Here is a 19,397-nt window from a genome sequence, read left to right on the forward strand (position 1 = left end):
ATTGGAGATGATGTTCTGGCTGCCGTCGTACTTGTCGTCGTTGACACCCATCACGATGGTGATGTCCTCACCGGTCGCCGGCGCCGAGATGACCACCTTCTTGGCCCCGGCCTCCAGATGCCCCCGGGCTTTGGCCGCGTCGGTGAAAATCCCGGTCGACTCCACCACGATGTCCACCCCCAGATCCCCCCAGGGCAGCGCCGCCGGACCCTCCTTGACCGCCAGCGCCTTGATCTTGGTCTCACCCACGATCAGGGTGTCCCCGTCCGCGCGCACGTCATAGGGCAACCGGCCCAGGATCGAATCGAACTTCAACAGATGCGCCAACGCATCGGTGGAGGTCAGGTCGTTGACCGCGACGATCTCCAGATCGGCGTTCTTGCCCGCTGCTTTTTGCGCATCCAGGGCCCGGAAGAAGTTACGCCCGATACGCCCGAAACCGTTGACGCCGATCCGAATAGTCACCGCTGATACTCCTCGCTTGATCGTTTCAGAACGAACCATACACCCATTGGGATTTTCTGCAAGCTAGTTATGTACTTCAAATACCTAACTAACCCTGACTTACGCTTGCGTCGGCGTGTGTCGCCTTGCTTCAATGGCAGCCATGGCGCTCAGCGGCACGTCGGTGTCACCTACTGCCGGCGAAGTGCTCGCCGTGATCAGGGATCACCGGGCTATTACCCGCAGCGAGATCGGCCGAATCACCGGCCTGTCGCGCACCGCGGTGACGGCGCGAATCGCAGCGCTGGAAGCCGACGATCTGGTGATCGAGCCCGAGCACGTGGCGTCGACGGGCGGACGTCCGGCCGCGCAGCTCATGTTCAACGTCGATGCGGGCATCGTGTTCGCGGTGGCCATCGGGCGCAGCCGGACCCAGCTGGCTTTGTGCAACCTCGCCGGCGACGTCCTTGCTACCGCCGACATCGATCAGGAGCCCGGGATGGGCCCGGACGACCTGATGCCCGATCTGGTGAAGCGGCTCGGAGAGCTACTCGACGACTCCGGTCGCCGCGGCGACCGCATTTTCGGCATCGGTCTGAGTCTGCCCGGCACGGTCGATCGGCAGCTCGGAGCGAGTCTGGACTCGCCGAACATGAGCGGTTGGGACGGTGTGCCATTGGCGCCGTACTTCCAGCACCTCGCCGACGCGCCGGTGGTAATGGACAACGACGCCAACGTGATCGCACTGGCCGAACGCCGGTTCGGATTCGCCGATGTGCAGGACATGCTGGTCGTCAAAGCGTCCACCGGACTGGGCGCCGGCATCGTGATGGGCGGCCAACTCCGGCGCGGCGCGGTGCAGGCCGCCGGGGACTTCGGGCACAGCAAGATCGCGGCGGCTGCCGGTATCTCGTGCCGCTGCGGTGACACGGGTTGTGTCGAGGCGGTGGCCGGCGGCTGGGCGATCGTGCGCGATCTGCGGCGTGAAGGGTACGCCGTGGGCCATCTGCGTGACGTCGTGGCGTTGGCGCACAGTGGAGATGCCAAGGCCCGCAGCAAGATTCGTGACAGCGGCCGGCATGTTGGCGAAGTGCTCGCGGCCGCGGTCAATCTGATCAACCCTGCGGTGTTGGTCGTGGCGGGCGACATGGTCGGTGCCTACGACGTGTTCGTGGCCGGCCTGCGCGAGACGTTGTACGGCAACGCCAGTACCCTGGCCACCCGCACGCTGCAGGTGGTCCCGTCGGTGCTTCAGGAGCGCGTCGGCGTCATCGGCTGCGCGACGACGGCGCTCGATCACATCTTGAGCCCGCGGATGATCGATGCCTCCCTGCAGACCGGGCTTCAGCACTCAGGCGCCTGACGTTCGCGCCATGCGGCGGATGAGTTTTCGGGTGGCTCGTTCCAGGATCTCCTGAGCCGCAGTGTCATTCCGCTGCTTCTCGGCCCGCCCGACGGCCGCGGAAATCGTCAGACCACGTTCGTACGCTGTCACGACCCTCGGATCGACATACGAACTACGCGCCACGGCAGGGGTGTTGCCGAGTTCTTCGGCAACCTCGCGGAAGACCGAAGTCCGGGCGCGGCGAATAGCTGCCTTCGTATCCGCCGGCGCGACGGCGGCGAAGCTCGCGGCGGCCAGCACGGTGCCGTGCCACGTGCGCAGGTCCTTGACGCTGTACTCCTCGCCGACCAGCTCTTTGAATCGGGCATTGAGGTCGTCGGCATGCAGCTCTACGCACCCCGAACCACTGCGGCAGTACAAGAACCGCTCGGTGGGGCCTCGTCCTCGGCGTAGCGCGCGGACCGCTCGGACCACCTGCTGGTCGGCCAGTTCCAGGTGGCGCTGTACGCCGCTCTTCGCCGGGTAGTCGAATATCACTGTGCCGCTGCGCACCTCGACGTGTTCGCAGCGCAGCGTGGCCAGTCCGCACGAATCGTTGTCCTGCGCGTATTCCTCGCCACCGGCGCGGAAATACCCGAGGTCGATCAGGTGCAGGGCCAACGCGAGTACGCGCTCGCGGTGCAGTCCGCGGCCGGTGAGGTCAGCTGCGATCCGGTCTCGCCAGTCGGGCAGCGCCGTGGAGAGCTGGAGTACGCGGTCGAACTTCTCCTCGGTGCGTTCCTGTTGCCACACGGCGTGATAGAGGTACTGGCGGCGGCCCGCGGCGTCGATCCCCACTGCTTGGATATGTCCGTTGCGGTGGGGGCTGATCCAGACTTTCCGCCACGCCGGTGGTATCACCAGGTCCCGAATCCGTTGCAGCGTCTCTTCGTTGGTGACGGGTGCGCCGGTGGCGTCGTAGTAGGAGAAGCCGTTACCGCGCCGCCTCCGCGTGATCCCGGGCGACGTGATGTCGCTATGCCGCAGCCTCATGGCAGACCTGCGCGGTGTCTGTGTCGCACCGTCGGTCCTTACCCCGGATCGGCTCCGGCGACACCTCTGCGACGCCGGCGTCAACCCCAGCGGTACCGGACAAAATGATGCGTGGGTCACAGTGTCCTGCGTCACACCCTGAGCAGTCTGCTCAACATTTCCGCTGGCTGTTGACGTAGCCCGCACGTCACGGCAGATTCTGCGGCACCGATTGTTTGTGGTTCGGCTTAGCCGCCCCCGATCTGCACGTGTGGATGTCAGGGGGACACGAGAGTCGGAGGTGCGAGTGGCACGGGGCTGCGGGCACCAATCCTGCACACGCAACAACACACTGAGGAAATTGATGTCTCGTTCACGTCTGACCAATGCCGCCACCATCCGCCGCATCGCGGCCGCCGTCGGAGCCGGCGCGCTCGTGGCCATGGGCGCCGCGACCACCGTGGCGGGTGCCGAACCGGCGCGGGAGAACCCAGCCGGCGCGAACGGTGCGACGACGACCCAGGCCGCCCCGCCGACCGTGCCACTGACCCCGTCGGCCAGCCCCGTCGTCAAGGCTGCGCCCTACGGCAAGAGCTAGCCCACAGACATCGAAAGGCCAACTATTGCAGGCTTTTTCGTCAAGCGTGCAATAGTTGGCCCTTTGGTCGAGAACTCAGGCGCGCGGCATGATCATCACCGGGACCGGTGAATGGCGCAGGATTTTCGCCGCTGCCGATCCGAGGAACACCCGGGCGGACTGTCCGGCCGCACCCGATCCGAGCAGCAGCACGTCACCTGAGGTCCAGCCCGTGTTCTCCACGGCCTGCTGCCAATCTCGCCCGCTGCTGACGACCATGTCCACGTCGGGCACGGCCAGATCTTCGCGAACTCTGTTGAGCTGCTTGGTGACATCGTCGGCGGTGCGCTTCGACCACTGCGCGACCACCATGTCCTCGGCACCCGCCTCGAGCGAGGGCCCACCGAACGCCCACGCGGGCCGCACGGTGTACGCCACGATCCGCAGCTGGGCATTCCAGTCCTTCGACAGCTCCGCAGCCGCCCGGATCAATCCATTGGTGTCGGCCTCGCCGCCGTAGGCCGCGGTGAGGCGGCGGATCGGCTCGTGACTGAAGGCGTATCCGCGCGGCGCGATCGCAACCGGCACCTGCGCGGTGTGCACCAGCCGCTCCGTCACGCTGCCGAGCGCCACGCGTCCCAGTAGGCCGGACGACGACGACCCGAGCACCACCGCGCGGGCCTCGAACTCCTGCGCGAGCTCGAGCAAACCGGTTGGGATGGAACCAGATTCGTGAACCAGCATGGGTACGTCCGGTCGCCCGGGGAGGCCGTTGACGACGGCCTGCAAGGACTGGGCCGTCTGCGCCTTCACGTGGCGCAGGTATTCCTCCTCGACGGGGTCGTTGCGCGGCGGCCACGAGCGCTCGAGAACCGCTGCCGCGATGACCTTCTCGCCGGTGGTCCTCGCGATCTGCACGGCGAGGTTGATCGGGGCGCTGCCCTGCCGGGACGCGCTGAACCCGGCGATGATCGTCACGCGACAGGCTCCTCGGCGGGTGTCATCGCGATCACGTTGGTCACCGGGATGTTGTAGTCGGACCGGGCGCGGTCGACCACATCGAAGCGGTGCCAGATCGACTGTTCCGGTGGCTCTGTCGCGATGACGATCTGATCCGGGTGGAATTCTTCGACACCGGCTGCCAGCGCGCGCAGCGGGCGGTAGTCGCCCAGCTTGCCGTCGGCCTCCAGGTTCGCCGAGTGCAGCGCGGCCAGCGTCTGGTCGAGACGTTGCTGGGCAAGGACTTTGGTGGCCTCCCAGACGTCGAGGGGGCTGTGTGAGGCGGCGGCGCCGGTCTCGATCGGGCTGACCGGCACGACGACGTGATAGGTCGTGGCGTTGTCGGCGCCGATGGCGCGAAGTTCGTCGAGCAGTTCCTCGGAGCCGACGGTTTCGTTGGCCAGCACCAGCACTCGGTGCGGCCGCTCGGTCGCGGTGACGGGCTCCGGGACCGGCCGGCGGGAGTTGAACCAGCGGTTGGCGAAGAACAACCCGATCACCACAGCCCAGGACAGCAGGCTCAAGGTCAGGGCCCTGCGGTTGTCTCCGCCTTGGACGTACATCTGCACCAAGATGGCGGTCATCGCCAGCGCCGTGATGATCGACAACACGGGGAACAGCCACATTTTGACTTTGAGCTTGTCGCCGCCATTGCGGTACCGCAGCACGATCTGGGAAATGGCGATCAACAGGTAGACGAAGAGGATGACCGCACCGCTGGAATCCAGCAGGAACTTGAAGATGAAATCGGGCGAGAAGGCCGAGGCGATGACACCCAGGAACCCGATGACCGACGACGTCAGAATGGCGGCTGCCGGAACGCCGCGACGGGTGACGGAGACGAGCTGGGCGGGTGCCTCCCGGCGGGCGGCCAGCACGAACAGCATGCGCGAGGCGGTGTACATGCCCGAGTTCAGGCAGCTCAGGACCGCGGTCAGGACAACCGCGTTCATGATGTGGTCGGCGTAGGGGATACCCATCGCGGTGAAGGCCGAGACGAACGGCGACGCGGCGAGCTGCTTGCCGTTCCACGGCAGGATGGTCACCAGCAGGAACGCCGAGCCGACGAAGAAGACCGCGATGCGCATGATGACCGAGTTGGCGGCCTTGGCGACAGCGCGCTCAGGGTCGGTGGACTCGGCGGCGGCGATGGTCGCGATCTCGGCGCCCACCATCGAGAAGATCACGGTGACGACACCGACGGTGACCGCTGACGGGCCCAGTGGGAAGAACCCGCCGTGTGCGGTCAGGTTGGAGAAATCCATGGATTTGTGCGGCCACAGACCGAGCACGAAACAGGAGCCCAGTCCGATGAACACGATGATGGCCGCGACTTTGATGCTGGCGAACCAGAACTCGAACTCGCCGAACGATGACACCGAGAACAGATTCGTCGCCGTCATCGCGATGAGCAGCAGTAGGGCTGTGAGCCATATCGGTGCCGAGGGCAGCCAGTACCGAATGATCTTGGCGCCGGCGATCGCCTCGAATCCGACGACGATCACCCAGAAGTACCAATACAGCCAGCCGATCGAGAAGCCGGCCCAGTTGCCCAAGGCGTTGCGGGCGTAATCGGCGAACGAGCCGGTCGACGGATTGGCCACCGCCATCTCGGCGAGCATCCGCATGATCATGATGATCAGCACGCCGGCGAGGGCATAGGTGATGAATGTGCCGGGCCCGGTGTCTTTGATGACGACACCTGAGCCGACGAACAGCCCGGCACCGATCACGCCCCCGATCGCGATCATGGACAGTTGGCGTTGGCTGAGTGCCTTGTTGAGGGTCGGTGTCCCGCTCACGTCGTCTCCTTCGCGCTGCCCCGACGGCGTTTGTCAGGGCGTTTTCAGCCCACGCCCAGCGACAGATGTGAGCTGCACCACTATTTGGTGTGTGCGAATACTAAGCCGGTCACGACGGCATGTGGGGGCCAATGCAGGCGCCATCTTGTCGGAACATCCGGCCGTTTTTCCGACAGCAGTCGGAAGGTCGCCGGCGCCCGGCATCAGTGCCGGCGCAGCCGGGCCAGCCGGATGCTGAGCATGAGATCGAAGCGGGCTTCGCCGTCGGTGAGGTCGGTGACGTCGTCACCGAGGGCCTGGGTGATCTTCTCCAAGCGGTAGTACAGCGTCGAGCGATGCAGGTGCATGGTGTCGGCCGCGCGCCGGGCGTCGCCGCCGGAGGACAGATAGGCCTCGAGCGTCTGGATCAGGTCGTCGCGTCCCTCGGCCAAGAGCGCGGTGACGCCCGGATGGATCAGCGCGTCGAGTTCGTCGGGAGCGTCGGCGAGGCTGTCGGTGAGTAGCGCGACCGCCCGCCACGACCCGGCCGCGGTCCAGTCGAGCGCCGCGTCGACCGGGCCGGCGCCCGCGGCGGCCAGCGCGCAGGCCAGCCGGGCATCCCGAAACGACTGGGCGGCCTGGGCGAGGGGCAGCCGGCTACCGGACCAGCCGATGACCGGGGCGTCATCGAAGGTGGCCCGGATCGACGAGGTCACGGTCTCGGCGAGGCGCTGCGGCGGGACCCGCACGTGCGCGGGGCAGAAGGCGAAGACGCTCACGGGACTCCCCGGCAGGACGAACCAGTTGTGCGTTCGCTCGACGGCGGACAGCCGCAGCCGAAGTGCGGTGAGACGCTGCTCGGTCTCCGCGGCGTCCCCGGTCGGGACGAACGCGAAAACGGTGAGCAGGCTGTCCGGCTGCGCCATGTCCTGGGCGCTGAGCTCGAGTAGCACCGCGTTCAGCGGCTCGCCCACATCGGCCGACAACAGGCGGCCCAGCAGAGCCTGACGCGCGGACTCGACGGCACGCTCGGTGGTCTGGCGCCGATCCAGGACCGCCACCAGATCCGCGCCGGCCTGGTTCGCCAGGGCACGCTCGGCCGCGCTCAGTGACTGCTCCGGGTCGATCACCCACAGGTAGCCGAAATGATGGGCGGCCGATCGGACCGGCACGCAGTACCGCGCCACCATGGCGTACCGGGGCAGCGGTGGAATCGCGACGCCCGGGTCGGCGTCGTCGATTCCCAAGGCCTGAAGCTCCGCGATGACTTCGGGTTTCGTGGCCCGCTCGAGGAGGCTGTGCATCCGCACGTCGTCGACGGTCCCCAGCTGGCGGCTGAAGGTCATGGGCGTCATCGCCGTGTCGTCCAGCAGCACCGCGCGATTCAGCGATCGGGCCAGCAGGTCGACGATCAGCTGAATGTGGGCACTGGGATCGGTGCCGTGCGGTTCCGCCATGCGCTCCCATTCAGATCTGTGTCGGCGGCACTGCGCTCACAGGAACCGCAACGATTGTTGCCGGTATCGTCGCACGCACTCCGCGGCGGACGGGGCGTTGACGGTGGAGATGGACGATGTTGCCCGCAGTGTGGTCGGAAGTGCGCTGGGCCTTCACCCCGCCGCGCACCTGGCTGCTGGGCGTGGCGGCCAACGTCGTGCTCGCCGTGCTGTGGCTTGCCGTGCAGCCGTTGACCTCCGGGGGACGGCATCACCACGATTGGGTGATCCTGGTCGGCACGTACTTCTCGTCGTTCGTGCTCGCCGACACCACGACAACCAATGTGCTTGGTGCCGACCATGATCGGGTTCAGCAGCGGCTGGCCGAATCGGTGGCGCCATGGCGGATCCTGCTGCACAAGAACCTGGCGCTGCTGATTCTCGTCGGACTTCCGACGCTTGCCGCCGCCGCGGTGCTCACCGTCTGGTTCGAAAGCCCGGCCCGGCTCGGTGTGACGATCCCGAATGTCGCGGTGCCGATCGTGTCGTGGCTGGGCGTGGGCAATGCGGTGTCGGTGCTGCTGCCGGTTGCTGAAGTTCGGTTGGTGCAGCGGTGGGGCCAGCGCCACGACCGGCGCCGGATCGCATTCTGGTTGTCGTCGCTGGTGCTGCCGTACGTCCTGTATTTCGTCGCCGACCCGATCGGCGGCGTCGAACACCGTGAATTGTGGCGGACGCTACCGAACGCCGTCGCCCATGTCTTCGGTCCCGTCCTCGGCCGCGACACCAAAAGTGCTGTGCACCTTGGTATCGCGGTCGGCGTGTGGATCGCCGGGACACTGTTTGCCGATTGGTGGGTGCGGCGCCGGGGCGTGCAGTTCCGGTAACGACTACTGAGGTGGCGCTGCGTCCGGTGCCGGTGCCGTCTGCTCCGGTCCCGGGAGCCACGGCGCGCTCGCCGGCATGTGGGCCGGCGCCGCGGTGTTCGGCGGGGTCGCGGCGGGCGCGGACTGACCGCGCCCGGCCTGATCGGCGGCCTGCACCGTCGTCGATGACCACGGCGCGGGTCCGGCCAGTGCATCGGCCGCCCAGCCCGCCTGCAATTGGCTCACCGTGAAGTTGACGCCCCGGGTGATCAATCCGCTGTCGATGTAACTGTTGTGCGCGTCGAAGCTCGACCCGTGCGCGTCGCACACCAGGTCGTTGTTCGCGCAGATGTCGGTGGTCTTGGGCTGGTACACCGGGCCGACCGTGACGGAGGGGGAGCCGATGGCGCGCATGAACCGTGCGGAGGGCTTGCCGAACAAGGCAACGGCCGCAACATGATCCGCGACGTCCGGCGGCATGGGGGCCGGCACCTCGGCGGCGGAGATCCCGTCGGGAATGGTGCCCGCGGTGACGAAGCCCGCAACGGCAGCACCCTGCGAGAACCCGCCGAGCACCATCTTGGTCCGGGGGCAGGCCGCCGCCGTCGTCACGATTTGCCTACGGGCGTCACGGATTCCGTCGACGGCGGTGGGGAAGTCGGTGGTCGCGGGATAGTCGACCGCATATACGTCGAGGGTTTTCGGGCTGATGGCGGTACGCAGTGAATTGATGAACGCCGTCCCGACCCCGCCGGGTCCAGACGCTTCGTCGGTGCCGCGGGCGAAAATGACTTGGGCATCAGGGCAGTCGGCTGCATGTGCTGCCGGTGGTAGCGCAGCGGACATCAATCCTGGTGGTACCACCAGGATTGCGACCAGGCTTCTGATTCGGCTTCTGCTTTTGCTTGGCCTCACCGGTCCATGCTGACACACCGGCACCCCATCCGCGCGTTAGCTGGGCCCGTCGCGTTCGAATCGTGACATACCAAAAGTCCGCTATTGCGTGTTAGCGGTGACGAATTCGGCAATGGCGGGCCGGCTACCTGAGCATCATGACGGTGAACGCGACGACACTGACGACGACGATGCAGGCGCGTAAGGCGTTGGGTGGCAGGCGGCGTCCGATCCTCGCCCCGATGTAGCCGCCGACTGTGGAGCCGACGGCCAGCAGCAGCGCCGGCAGCCAGGCCACCTGGCCGACGACGATGAAGATGAGGGCCGCGACCGAATTGACCAGTCCCACAGCGATGTTCTTGACGCCGTTGAGGCGCTGCAGATCTTCCGAGACGAACAACCCGAACAACGCCATCATGATGATGCCTTGCGCCGCACCGAAATAGCCGCCGTACACCGCGCATCCGAACACGCCCGCGTACAGCGGCGCGGCATGGTCGGTGGACCGCGGCGCACCGCGGCGCGCATCCAGCGCGCGGCGCAACAAAGGCTGCACCAGCACCAGCGCGCCGGCCAGCAGGATGAGCCACGGCACGACCGCGGTGAACGCGCCGGGTGGCAGTTTGAGCAGCAACACCGCACCGACTATCGCCCCGGCCAGTGAGACCGCACCGAGGCGGAGGATGCGGGGGCCCTGGCCGCCGAGCTCATGCCGGTAGCCGTAGGCGCCGGTGAAGTTGCCCGGCACCAGTCCCACGGAGTTGGACATGTTGGCGACGAGCGGTGGATAGCCGACGGCCATCAGCACGGGGAAGGTGATCAGGCTGCCGGAGCCGACCACGGCGTTGATGATCCCCGCAGCGACGCCGGCGAGCAGCACCGCGGTGATCGCGAGGGCGGTCAGGAGCGCGGCTTACTGTGCGGTCTCACCCGCTGAATTCTTCACTGGCCTTCCTGTGGACTTGCAGTGGGCTGGAAGAACCGCTCGATGTCCGCGGTGGTCAGTGTCTCGACGCCGATGAGCGCCAGGTCGGCGAGCCGCTCGGGCGTCACCTGGGAGGTGGCGTCGGCGACCAGCGCGGCGCGGTAGTCCCGCTCGGAGGCGTCGAACAGGGTGGCGCGCGGGCAGTTCGGCAGATTGCAGCCGGCCACCACGACGGTGTTCACCGCGAGGTCGCGCAGGTGCTCGTCCAACGCCGTGCGATAGAACGCCGACCACCGTGGTTTGAACATCACGACCTCGCCCGGCGCCACCTGCTGGATACCGCCGGCCAGCAGTGAGTCGTAGTCGAGGGGGTGCGCCAGCAGGTCCGCGGGCACCGCGGCGCCATCGGTGTGCGGGGCGGCGATCTGCCTTCCGGACTCGATGGCGGCCCGGCGCGGTGGGTCGGCGTCGCTGCCGCCGGGGACGTACAGCCGCACGATGTGCACGATCGGCCGGTGCGCCGCGCGGAATGCCGCGAGCAGCCGTGCCATCTCGGGCATTCGTTCGGCGGTGCCGTCGACCTGCGACGGGCCCGAGACGAAATCGTTCTGCACGTCGATCAGCACCAGGGCGCTGCGTGCCAGGTCAGGGGAGGTGTAGTCGTGGCCGGCAGACACGGTCCCGATCTTTCCAGACATCCCGCCGGCGCGAGCCACTCTTGACGACCCGACGACGGCAATGCTAAGCAACTGCACAGCATTTGTTGCGCGTCCACCCCGGGGCGCGAACTCGCTGACGATGAGAGGCACGCGATGACGCTGCAGTCGGTCTTGGAGGACATCCAGAAGCGCCCGGGTACGGGCGAGCTCATCCCGATCATCGATCCGGTGAGCGAGGAGCAGATCGGCGAGTTCACCGATTGCGGCCCCGAGTTCGTCGACGAGGCCGTCGCGCGCGCCAAGTCGTCCTTCGAATCCGGTGCCTGGTCCGGTCTGCCCGGCCGGGAACGCGCCAAGATCCTGTGGCGCATCGCCGACCTGATCGACGAGCACGCCGCCGAGTTCGCGGCCATCGACTCGGCGAACACCGGCATGATGAAGATGCAGTCCGAGCTCGTTGTCCCGACCTGTGCCGAGTTCTTCCGCTACTACGCCGGCTGGTGTTCCAAGATCAACGGCACCGCCTACGACATCCGCACCAGCGGCATCGCCTCGGATGCCTACGTCGACCAGCACGGCTACACGCTGCGTGAGCCCTACGGCGTCGTCGGCCTGATCTTCCCGTGGAACGGCCCCATCTTCAATGCCTGCGCCAAGGTCGCGCCTGCGCTGGCCGCCGGCTGCAGCAGTCTGGTGAAACCCGCTGAGGAGACACCGCTTTCGGCGCTGCTGCTGGACCAGCTGATCCACGAGGCCGGCGTCCCCGAGGGTGTCGTCAACCTGATCACCGGGTACGGCCACACCGCGGGCGCCGCCATCAGCGCACATCCCGACGTCGAGAAGGTCGCCTTCACGGGTTCGACCGAAGTCGGCAAGGAGATCGTCAAGGCCTCGGCGGGCAACCTGAAGAAGGTCATGCTGGAACTCGGTGGCAAGTCACCGGTGCTGATCTTCGACGACGCCGAGCTGGACAAGGCCACCTTCGGGGCGGCCATGGGCATCTTCATCCACTCCGGCCAGGGATGTGTCTGCGGCTCAAGGATTTTCGTGCAGCGCGGAGTCTACGACCAGGTGGTCGAGGGCATCGCGAACGTCGCCAATTTCATGAAGTACGGCGGGCCGGAGGAAGAGGGCGTGATGAGTGGCCCGCTGATCAGTGCGAAGCAGCTGAATCGGGTTCTGGGCTTCATCGACGAGGGCAAGAACGACGGCGTCGAGATCGTCGCCGGCGGGTACCGGCTGGATCGCAAGGGCTACTTCGTGCACCCGACGGTGCTGACCAACGTCGACCCCGGCATGCGCCTGTACCAGCAGGAGATCTTCGGGCCGGTGGTCAGCATCCTGCCGTTCGACACCGAGGACGAGGCCGTCGCCATGGCCAACGACACCAGCTACGGCCTGGCGGCCACCGCGTGGACCACCAACGTCAGCCGGGCGCACCGCATCGTCAAACGTCTGCAGGCCGGCAGCGTTCAGGTCAACTGCCAGTTGGTCTTTGACCACGACCTGCCCTTCGGTGGCTACAAGCAGTCCGGCTGGGGCCAGGAGTTCGGCCGGGAAGGGCTCGAGGCCTACCTGAAGAACAAGAGCGTGATCGTCCAGTTGTAGTCCGCCCCGGGATTTGTGCACGTTTTTCCGCGCCGACCGCGAACAATCGTGCACAAATCCCAGCCAGGCTGCATGTGACGCAGGTCACGGCACGGCGTGACCTCGCACCCTTCGGCTACGCAACCGTAGGTTGGCGCAACCTACGGTTGCGTACGTTCTGGTCGCCGCCAATCCTTGGTGTGTGAGCCACTACATCGCCAATCTGCGCGATATCGAATTCAATCTGTTCGAAGTGCTGCCGGTCGGTGCGGCCCTGGATGCGGGTGGCTACGGCGACCTCGATGCCGATACGGCGCGATCGATCCTCGACGAGATCTCGAAGCTCGCCGAAGGCGTTGTCGCCGAGACGTTTGTCGAAGCCGACCGCAACCCGCCGGTGTTCCTGCCCGACGAGCACCGCATCACGGTGTCCGAGGAGCTGGCCAAGACCGTGCGGGTGGTCAAGGAAGCCGAATGGTGGCGCCTGGGCCTCGATGAGCGCGCCGGTGGGACGCCGGCGCCGGCGGCACTGGTGTGGGCGACGCAGGAAATGCTGATCAGCGCGAACCCGTCGGCGACCTTCCTGTACGGCCTTGGGCCGGCGATGGCGCACACGCTGGCCGAGGTGGGCACCGAGGAGCAGCAGCACTGGGCGCGGACGGCAATGGACAAGGGCTGGGCGGGCACCATGGTGCTGACCGAGCCGGACGCCGGGTCCGATGTCGGGGCGGGACGGGCCAAGGCCATCGAACAGCCCGACGGTACCTGGCACATCGAAGGCGTCAAGCGCTTCATCTCCGGCGGTGACGTCGGTGACACCGCCGAGAACGTCTTCCACCTGGTGCTCGCCCGGCCCGAAGGCGCTGGTCCGGGCACCAAGGGACTCAGCCTGTTCTTCGTGCCCAACTTCCTGTTCGACCCCGAGACCCTCGAGCTGGGCGAGCGCAACGGCGTGTACGTCACCGGCCTGGAACACAAGATGGGCATCAAGTCCTCACCCACGTGTGAGCTGACGTTCGGCGCCCACGGAAAGCCCGCCGTCGGCTACCTCGTCGGTGGCGTGCACAACGGCATCGCGCAGATGTTCAAGGTCATCGAGAACGCCCGGATGACGGTGGGCGTCAAGGCCGCCGGTACCCTGTCCACCGGCTACCTCAACGCTCTGGCCTACGCCAAGGAGCGCATCCAGGGCGCCGACCTCACCCAGATGGCCGACAAGACCGCGCCGCGCGTGGCGATCATCGAGCACCCCGACGTGCGACGCAGTCTGATGACGCAGAAGGCCTATGCCGAAGGTCTGCGCGCGGTCTACCTCTACACCGCCGCCTACCAGAACGCTGATGTCGCGCAACTCGTTTCGGGTGCCGACGCCGATCTGGCGCACCGGGTGAACGATCTGTTGCTGCCCATCGTGAAGGGCGTCGGATCCGAACGCGCCTACGAGATGCTGTCCGAATCGCTGCAGACGCTCGGCGGTTCCGGCTTCCTGCAGGACTACCCGATCGAGCAGTACATCCGCGACGCCCGCATCGACGCACTGTACGAGGGCACCACGGCCATCCAGTCGCTGGACTTCTTCTTCCGCAAGATCATCCGCGACCAGGGTGCGGCGCTGGCCCACGTGTCGAGCCAGATCACGGCAACCATCGACAGCGCCGGGCCGGAGTTCAAGGCTGAAACCGACCGGCTGGCAACGGCTCTGGCCGATGTCCAGGCGATGGCCGCCGCGCTGACCGGTTATCTGATGGCCGCGCAGGGCGATCCCGAGCAGCTGTACAAGGTGGGCCTGGGTTCGGTGCGGTTCCTGCTCGCGGTCGGCGACCTGGTGATCGGCTGGCGGCTGATCCTGGCCGCCCAGATCGCGCACGCGGCGCTCGACGGCGCCACGGAACGCGACCACGCGTTCTACACCGGCAAGGTGGCGGTGGCGAAGTTCTTCGCCAAGAACGTGCTGCCGCTGCTGACCGCGGTGCGTGAGGTGATCGAGACGCTCGACACCGACGTCATGGAGCTGGAGACCTCGGCCTTCTAGGGATTTTTGTGCACGATTTTCCGCGCTTGCCGCGGAAAATCGTGCACAAATCCCCGGCTGGTCGGAGGCGTTGGCGCGCAACATTTCCTTTCCGTCGAACAGATCACAGTTCCGGCCCTCGATTGCTGTGGATCTGGTGCCGCCGTGGAAAATGGTCCAAGGCCCACGACCGGAAGAGGAGAGTGTGACGTGCGACGCGACACCCTGGCGTGGCTCGGTGCCCGCGCGCTGACCCGCCGCCTGGGTTTGCCACGGGCCATGAGCTTCCAGGTGGAACGGTCGCTTCCGGTGCCGATGCGCGACGGCGCCGTCCTGTTGGCCGATCACTACGCGCCGCGGACCCGTAAGCCCGCCGGCACATTGTTGATGCGGGGGCCCTACGGCCGCGACGGCCTGCCCAACCGGGTGTTCGCTGGGCTGTACGCGGGGCAGGGCTTCCACGTCGTGCTGCAGAGCACCCGCGGCACCTTCGGGTCCGACGGTGCGTTCGAGCCCGGCCGTCACGAGGTCGACGACGGTGCCGACACGGTCCAATGGCTGCGTGAACAGCCTTGGTACGGGGGCGAATTCGCCACCGTCGGGGCGTCATACCTGGGGTTCACCCAGCTGGCGCTCCTCGTCGACCAACCTGACGACCTGACCACCTCGGTGATCACGATGGCGCCGCACGATTTCGGTCACTCGGTATGGAGCACCGGATCATTCGCGCTCGGCGACTTCCTGGGGTGGAGTTATCAAGTGGCGTGGCAGCACCGCGGCGGCTGGATCCGTCAGATCCTCCGCGGCATGGCGACGCCGCGCACCCTCAAGCCGGTGCTGGAGACGCTGCCGCTCGATCCCGCCGCGGCCGAGCTGCTGGGCGGACGGACCCCGTGGTTCAACGCGTGGCTCGAACAGCCGGATCCGTCGTCGCCGTACTGGGCCGAGAACGGTGTGGCGGCCGCACTCGACAACCTGCGGGGTCCGGTGCTGCTGATCACCGGCTGGCAGGACGTGTTCGTCGACCAGACCCTCGAGCAGTACCGGCGGCTGCGGGCCCGCGGTGTCGAGGTGGCTCTGACAGTCGGACCGTGGACGCACGGATCCGGTGGCACCGAGGCCATCAAGGAATCCGTGCTGTGGCTGGACGGCTCCCGCCGCGCAGGGGCTCCCGTGCGGATCTGCGTTGCCGGCGGTGACTGGCTCGACATGCAGGAGTGGCCGCCGGCGGCTGCCGAACAGGTGTGGCACCTGCACCCCGGCGCGGCGCTGGCCGAGACGCCGCCCGACAGCGGGGCGCCGTCCACGTTCATCTATGACCCGGCCGACCCGACCCCGAGTATCGGTGGGCGCCTTCTGGTTTCCGGTAAGTCGGGCTACATCGACGACACCGCGCTCGCCGAGCGATCGGACGTGCTGACCTTCACCAGCCCCGTTCTGCCGGCCGACCTCGACGTCATCGGAACGCCGTACGTCGAGCTGGACCACCGGACCGACAATCCGCACGCCGACGTGTTCGTGCGCATCAGTGACGTTGGGCCCGATGGACATTCGACCAACGTCACCGACGGCTACCTCCGGCTCACCGCGGCCGATGCGCCCACGGCGCTGCTGCGCCTGGAACTCGACGCCACCGCCTACCGATTCGCAGCCGGCCACCGGATCCGGCTGCTGGTCGCCGGCGGCTGTTTCCCGCGGTTCGCGCGCAATCTGGGCACCGGCGACCCGCTGGGGACCGCAACCCGGATGGTGCCGTCGGTGCACACCGTCGCGCACGGCGACGGCGGGCAGTCCCGGCTGGTGCTGCCGGTCAGCGCAACGTGACGACCACTTTGCCCTTGGCGGAACGGTTTTCCAGCGAGGCGATGGCGTCCGCGGCGCGCTCCAGCGGATAGACCTCGGGCGCGGGCGGGGTCACGGCGCCAGAGGCCAGCAGCGGCTCCAGCTCCTCCCACTGCTCGGCGAGATAACCCGGGTGCGTCATGGCCCACGCGCCCCAACCGACACCCACCGCGTCGACGTTGTTGAGCAGCAGCCGGTTCACCTTGACCGTCGGGATATCGCCGCCGGTGAATCCCACCACCAGCAGCCGGCCGCCGGGTGCCAGCGACCGAAGGGAATCGGTGAACCGGTCGCCGCCCACCGGGTCGAGGATCAGGTCGACGCCGCGGCGGCCGGTCAGCTCGCGCACCGCGTCCTTGAAACCGTCGGCCAGCACGACATCGGAAGCGCCGGCGGCACGGGCGATTTCGGCCTTGTCCGGCGAGCTCACCACCGCGATGGTGCGGGCGGCGCCGAACGCCGGGGCCAGCCGCAGCGTTGACGTGCCGATGCCGCCCGCGGCGCCGTGCACCAGCACCGTCTCGCCGGGCGTCAGGCGGCCGCGGGTACGCAGCGCGCAGTGCACCGTCAGATCGTTGAACAGCAGTCCCGCGCCGGCCTCGAACGACACCGAGTCGGGCAGCTTGAAAACCCGATCAGCCGGTAGCGCAACGACTTCCGCCATGGCGCCGGACAACATGGTCAACGCCGCCACCCGGTCGCCGGCCGCCACGTGTGCGCCCTCGGGTGCGCTGCGGACCACGCCCGCGAGCTCGGCGCCGGGGGTGTACGGCAATTCCGGCTTGTGCTGGTACAGACCGCGGGACTGCAGCGCGTCGGGGAAGGCGACGCCGGCGGCGTGCACCTCGATCACCACAAGGCCGCTGCCGTCAGGTTCGGGGATGTCGTTCAGTTCGGCCGCCGAAGGGCCGTCCAACCGGGCGATCTGAATGGCGCGCATGGTGCTCTTCTCCTGTAGGCGTTGCCGGTGGGTCACTGTCACTGTCGCATGTCCGTTTCACGGTGCGCCGCGGGCACCGAGTAAGAGGCCGGTCACCACCAGCCCGATGCCGGCGATCTCGCCGATCGTCGGAACCTGATGCAGCACCGTGAGCCCGATGAGGGTCGCCGTCACGGGCAACAGTGCCAGCAGGATCGCGAACCTCGCCTGGCCGACCTGGCGGAGGACGATCTGGTCGAGGGCGTAGGGGATGGCCGTCGACAGCAGGCCGACGCCCAGGCCGAGCAGCCAGGTGCGCGGGTCGACGAACACCGCCGAGTTCGTGTGGGCCTGAAGACCGATGATCACCGGGCCCAAAATGGCTGCGGCGGTCGACATTCCGAGGGCGAGCGTGTCGAGACCGCCGTGCGCGTCGGCCACCCGTTTGCCGACCATGATGTAACCGGCCCACAGCGCGGCGGCGGCCAGTGCCCATGCCACGCCGGCGAGCTCTGAGGTGAATTCGATGCCGGCCAACAGCACAACCCCGCCGGCGGCCAGAGCGGCAGCCAGAAGATCACGCGGCCGCCGTGAACCGAGCGTGGCCACCAGCGTCGGCCCGATGAACTCCACCGCGACGGCGGTGCCCAGCGGGATGCGAGCCAGCGCCTCGTAGAACGCGATGTTCATGCCGACGGTGATCAACCCGAACAGGGTCGCGATCGCGACGCGGCGGCGCGTCAACGGCATTCGCCACGGCCGGCGCCAGGCCATCAGCACCAGCGCGCCGGCCGCGGCCCGGAGCCACGCCACGGTGGCCGGTTGAGTGGTCGAGAAGAGAAACACACCGATCGCGGCACCCAGGTACTGCGACGCCGCACCGGTGACAAAGACAAACGGGACGGACCATCGGGGCAACTGGCGGTTGGTCATCCGCGCGGCACCCGGCAGTTGTCGATCCCGGTCACCCGGCGCAGATTACCGTCGACCTACCATCCGTGAATGATCGACGCACGTGCCGCGGTGTTGCTCCGCCCGGGTTCGGCCCCTGAACTGACCGACGTCCAGATTCGCGAGCCGCAGGGCGCCGAGGTACTGGTCGGCATCGATGCCGTCGGCATCTGCCACACCGATATCAGCACGGCCGCACGCTGGCCGGAGAAGCGCCTGCCCATGGTGTTCGGCCATGAAGGCGCGGGCACGGTCCTGGCGGCCGGACCGGACGCCCGCATCGACGTCGGCCGCCAGGTCGTCCTGACGTTCGCCAGCTGCTCGCAGTGCGCCGCATGTTCGTCCGACACGCCCGCCTACTGCGACAACGCCACCCGCCTGAACATGGCCGGCGACCGCGGTGACGAGGCGAGCGCCCTGCGGCTGGACGGTCAGCCCGTACGCGGTGGATTCTTCGGGCAGTCCAGCTTCGCCACTCACGCGCTGGCCAACACGTCGAATGTCGTGGTCCTGCCCGACGGCATCGACGCCCAACTGGCGGCGCCGCTGGCCTGCAGTGTGCAGACCGGGGTCGGCGCGGTGCTGAACACCCTGGCCGCGGGACCCGACGATGTGCTGGTGGTGTGGGGCGCCGGCGCGGTCGGTCTGTCGGCGGTGATGGGTGCCCGCATCGCCGGGTGCCGCACTGTCGTCGCCGTCGACCCGATCGCCGAACGGCGTTCGCTGGCAATCGAATTGGGTGCCACCGGGGCCGTCGACTCGGCCTCGGAGACCCTGCCCGCCGAGATCATGGAACTCACCGGCGGTGGCGCGACGCTCGCCGTCGACACCACCGCGCGCGGCGACGTCATCAGCACCGCGCTGACGCTGCTGCGCAAGTGCGGCACGCTCGCGCTCGTCGGCCTGGGCGCGCTGACCGCGGAGCTGCCCGTCGGGCTGATCCTGGCCAACGGGCTGCGGGTGCAAGGTGTCATCGAAGGCGACAGCGAGCCGCACAGCTTCATCCCGCGGCTGGCCGGGCACGTCCTTCGGGGCGAGTTGCCCGTCGACAAACTGGTACGGACCTACCCGTTCGGCCGCTTCGCTGACGCCTGGTCGGACGCCACCGCCGGTTTTACCGTCAAACCAGTGCTGGTTATTTAGGTAGGCT

General features: G+C 67.6%; 17 protein-coding genes. 7 read left to right on the forward strand and 10 right to left on the reverse strand.

Annotated elements, in window-relative coordinates; genetic code table 11:
* The coding region (locus BR47_RS0110540) for a glyceraldehyde 3-phosphate dehydrogenase NAD-binding domain-containing protein (protein ID WP_029119472.1) at window positions 1-465 on the reverse strand (465 nt) is incomplete at its 3' end.
* Between the two features lie 142 nt (window positions 466-607).
* On the opposite strand from BR47_RS0110540, the gene BR47_RS0110545 reads away from it, so the two are divergent.
* The gene (locus BR47_RS0110545) at window positions 608-1,807 is read left to right on the forward strand and encodes an ROK family transcriptional regulator (RefSeq protein WP_029119473.1); all 1,200 of its coding nucleotides are present in this window, start codon (window positions 608-610) and stop codon (window positions 1,805-1,807) included.
* Here the strand turns inward: BR47_RS0110545 and BR47_RS0110550 are convergent.
* On the reverse strand, window positions 1,796-2,821 hold the full coding sequence (locus tag BR47_RS0110550) for a DNA topoisomerase IB (protein WP_029119474.1): 1,026 nt from the start codon (window positions 2,819-2,821) through the stop codon (window positions 1,796-1,798). The two genes, BR47_RS0110545 and BR47_RS0110550, sit on opposite strands and share 12 nt — an antisense overlap.
* 343 nt (window positions 2,822-3,164) lie before the next feature.
* On the opposite strand from BR47_RS0110550, the gene BR47_RS0110555 reads away from it, so the two are divergent.
* Window positions 3,165-3,398: a hypothetical protein gene (locus BR47_RS0110555; RefSeq protein WP_020104382.1), complete on the forward strand. Its 234-nt coding sequence runs from the start codon at window positions 3,165-3,167 to the stop codon at window positions 3,396-3,398.
* Window positions 3,399-3,473: 75 nt separating this feature from the next.
* Here BR47_RS0110555 and BR47_RS0110560 read toward each other — a convergent pair whose 3' ends face one another.
* The 3 genes from BR47_RS0110560 to BR47_RS0110570 all read right to left on the reverse strand — a co-directional run bounded on the left by BR47_RS0110560 (window position 3,474) and on the right by BR47_RS0110570 (window position 7,614).
* Window positions 3,474-4,355 (reverse strand): universal stress protein, encoded by an 882-nt coding sequence (locus BR47_RS0110560; protein WP_029119475.1) that lies wholly within the window; start codon window positions 4,353-4,355, stop codon window positions 3,474-3,476.
* Window positions 4,352-6,178, reverse strand: coding sequence for an amino acid permease (locus BR47_RS0110565; RefSeq protein WP_029119476.1), 1,827 nt, complete (start codon window positions 6,176-6,178; stop codon window positions 4,352-4,354). Before BR47_RS0110565 ends, BR47_RS0110560 begins: the two co-directional genes overlap by 4 nt.
* 203 nt (window positions 6,179-6,381) lie before the next feature.
* On the reverse strand, window positions 6,382-7,614 hold the full coding sequence (locus BR47_RS0110570; RefSeq protein ID WP_029119477.1) for a PucR family transcriptional regulator: 1,233 nt from the start codon (window positions 7,612-7,614) through the stop codon (window positions 6,382-6,384).
* Between the two features lie 116 nt (window positions 7,615-7,730).
* Between BR47_RS0110570 and BR47_RS0110575 the strand changes: the two genes are divergently transcribed.
* Window positions 7,731-8,480 (forward strand): hypothetical protein, encoded by a 750-nt coding sequence (locus BR47_RS0110575; protein WP_020104378.1) that lies wholly within the window; start codon window positions 7,731-7,733, stop codon window positions 8,478-8,480.
* Between the two features lie 3 nt (window positions 8,481-8,483).
* Here BR47_RS0110575 and BR47_RS0110580 read toward each other — a convergent pair whose 3' ends face one another.
* The 3 genes from BR47_RS0110580 to BR47_RS30215 form a co-directional block, all read right to left on the reverse strand.
* On the reverse strand, window positions 8,484-9,305 hold the full coding sequence (locus tag BR47_RS0110580; protein ID WP_029119478.1) for a cutinase family protein: 822 nt from the start codon (window positions 9,303-9,305) through the stop codon (window positions 8,484-8,486).
* A 193-nt stretch (window positions 9,306-9,498) separates the two neighbouring features.
* Complete coding sequence (locus tag BR47_RS0110585) at window positions 9,499-10,233, reverse strand: sulfite exporter TauE/SafE family protein (RefSeq protein WP_020104376.1); 735 nt, start codon at window positions 10,231-10,233, stop codon at window positions 9,499-9,501.
* Window positions 10,234-10,295: 62 nt separating this feature from the next.
* Window positions 10,296-10,976, reverse strand: coding sequence for a cysteine hydrolase family protein (locus BR47_RS30215; protein ID WP_020104375.1), 681 nt, complete (start codon window positions 10,974-10,976; stop codon window positions 10,296-10,298).
* Between the two features lie 114 nt (window positions 10,977-11,090).
* Between BR47_RS30215 and BR47_RS0110595 the strand changes: the two genes are divergently transcribed.
* The 3 genes from BR47_RS0110595 to BR47_RS0110605 all read left to right on the forward strand — a co-directional run bounded on the left by BR47_RS0110595 (window position 11,091) and on the right by BR47_RS0110605 (window position 16,359).
* The gene (locus tag BR47_RS0110595; RefSeq protein ID WP_029119479.1) at window positions 11,091-12,545 is read left to right on the forward strand and encodes an aldehyde dehydrogenase family protein; all 1,455 of its coding nucleotides are present in this window, start codon (window positions 11,091-11,093) and stop codon (window positions 12,543-12,545) included.
* Window positions 12,546-12,726: 181 nt separating this feature from the next.
* Window positions 12,727-14,556, forward strand: coding sequence for an acyl-CoA dehydrogenase (locus BR47_RS0110600; protein ID WP_029119480.1), 1,830 nt, complete (start codon window positions 12,727-12,729; stop codon window positions 14,554-14,556).
* A gap of 189 nt (window positions 14,557-14,745) precedes the next feature.
* A complete protein-coding gene (locus BR47_RS0110605) occupies window positions 14,746-16,359 on the forward strand; it encodes a CocE/NonD family hydrolase (protein ID WP_029119481.1) in 1,614 nt (537 codons plus the stop codon).
* Here BR47_RS0110605 and BR47_RS0110610 read toward each other — a convergent pair.
* Complete coding sequence (locus BR47_RS0110610) at window positions 16,346-17,317, reverse strand: NADPH:quinone oxidoreductase family protein (RefSeq protein WP_029119482.1); 972 nt, start codon at window positions 17,315-17,317, stop codon at window positions 16,346-16,348. The genes BR47_RS0110605 and BR47_RS0110610 overlap by 14 nt on opposite strands.
* Before the next feature lie 57 nt (window positions 17,318-17,374).
* Window positions 17,375-18,229: an EamA family transporter gene (locus BR47_RS0110615; RefSeq protein ID WP_020104370.1), complete on the reverse strand. Its 855-nt coding sequence runs from the start codon at window positions 18,227-18,229 to the stop codon at window positions 17,375-17,377.
* Between the two features lie 69 nt (window positions 18,230-18,298).
* Between BR47_RS0110615 and BR47_RS0110620 the strand changes: the two genes are divergently transcribed.
* Entirely contained in the window at window positions 18,299-19,390 is a 1,092-nt protein-coding gene (locus tag BR47_RS0110620) for an NAD(P)-dependent alcohol dehydrogenase (protein ID WP_029119483.1), read from the forward strand.
* Window positions 19,391-19,397: the final 7 nt, after the last annotated feature.

Origin of the sequence: Mycobacterium sp. UNC410CL29Cvi84 (assembly GCF_000686745.1) — a bacterium.
GTDB classification, from domain to species: domain Bacteria; phylum Actinomycetota; class Actinomycetes; order Mycobacteriales; family Mycobacteriaceae; genus Mycobacterium; species Mycobacterium mucogenicum_B.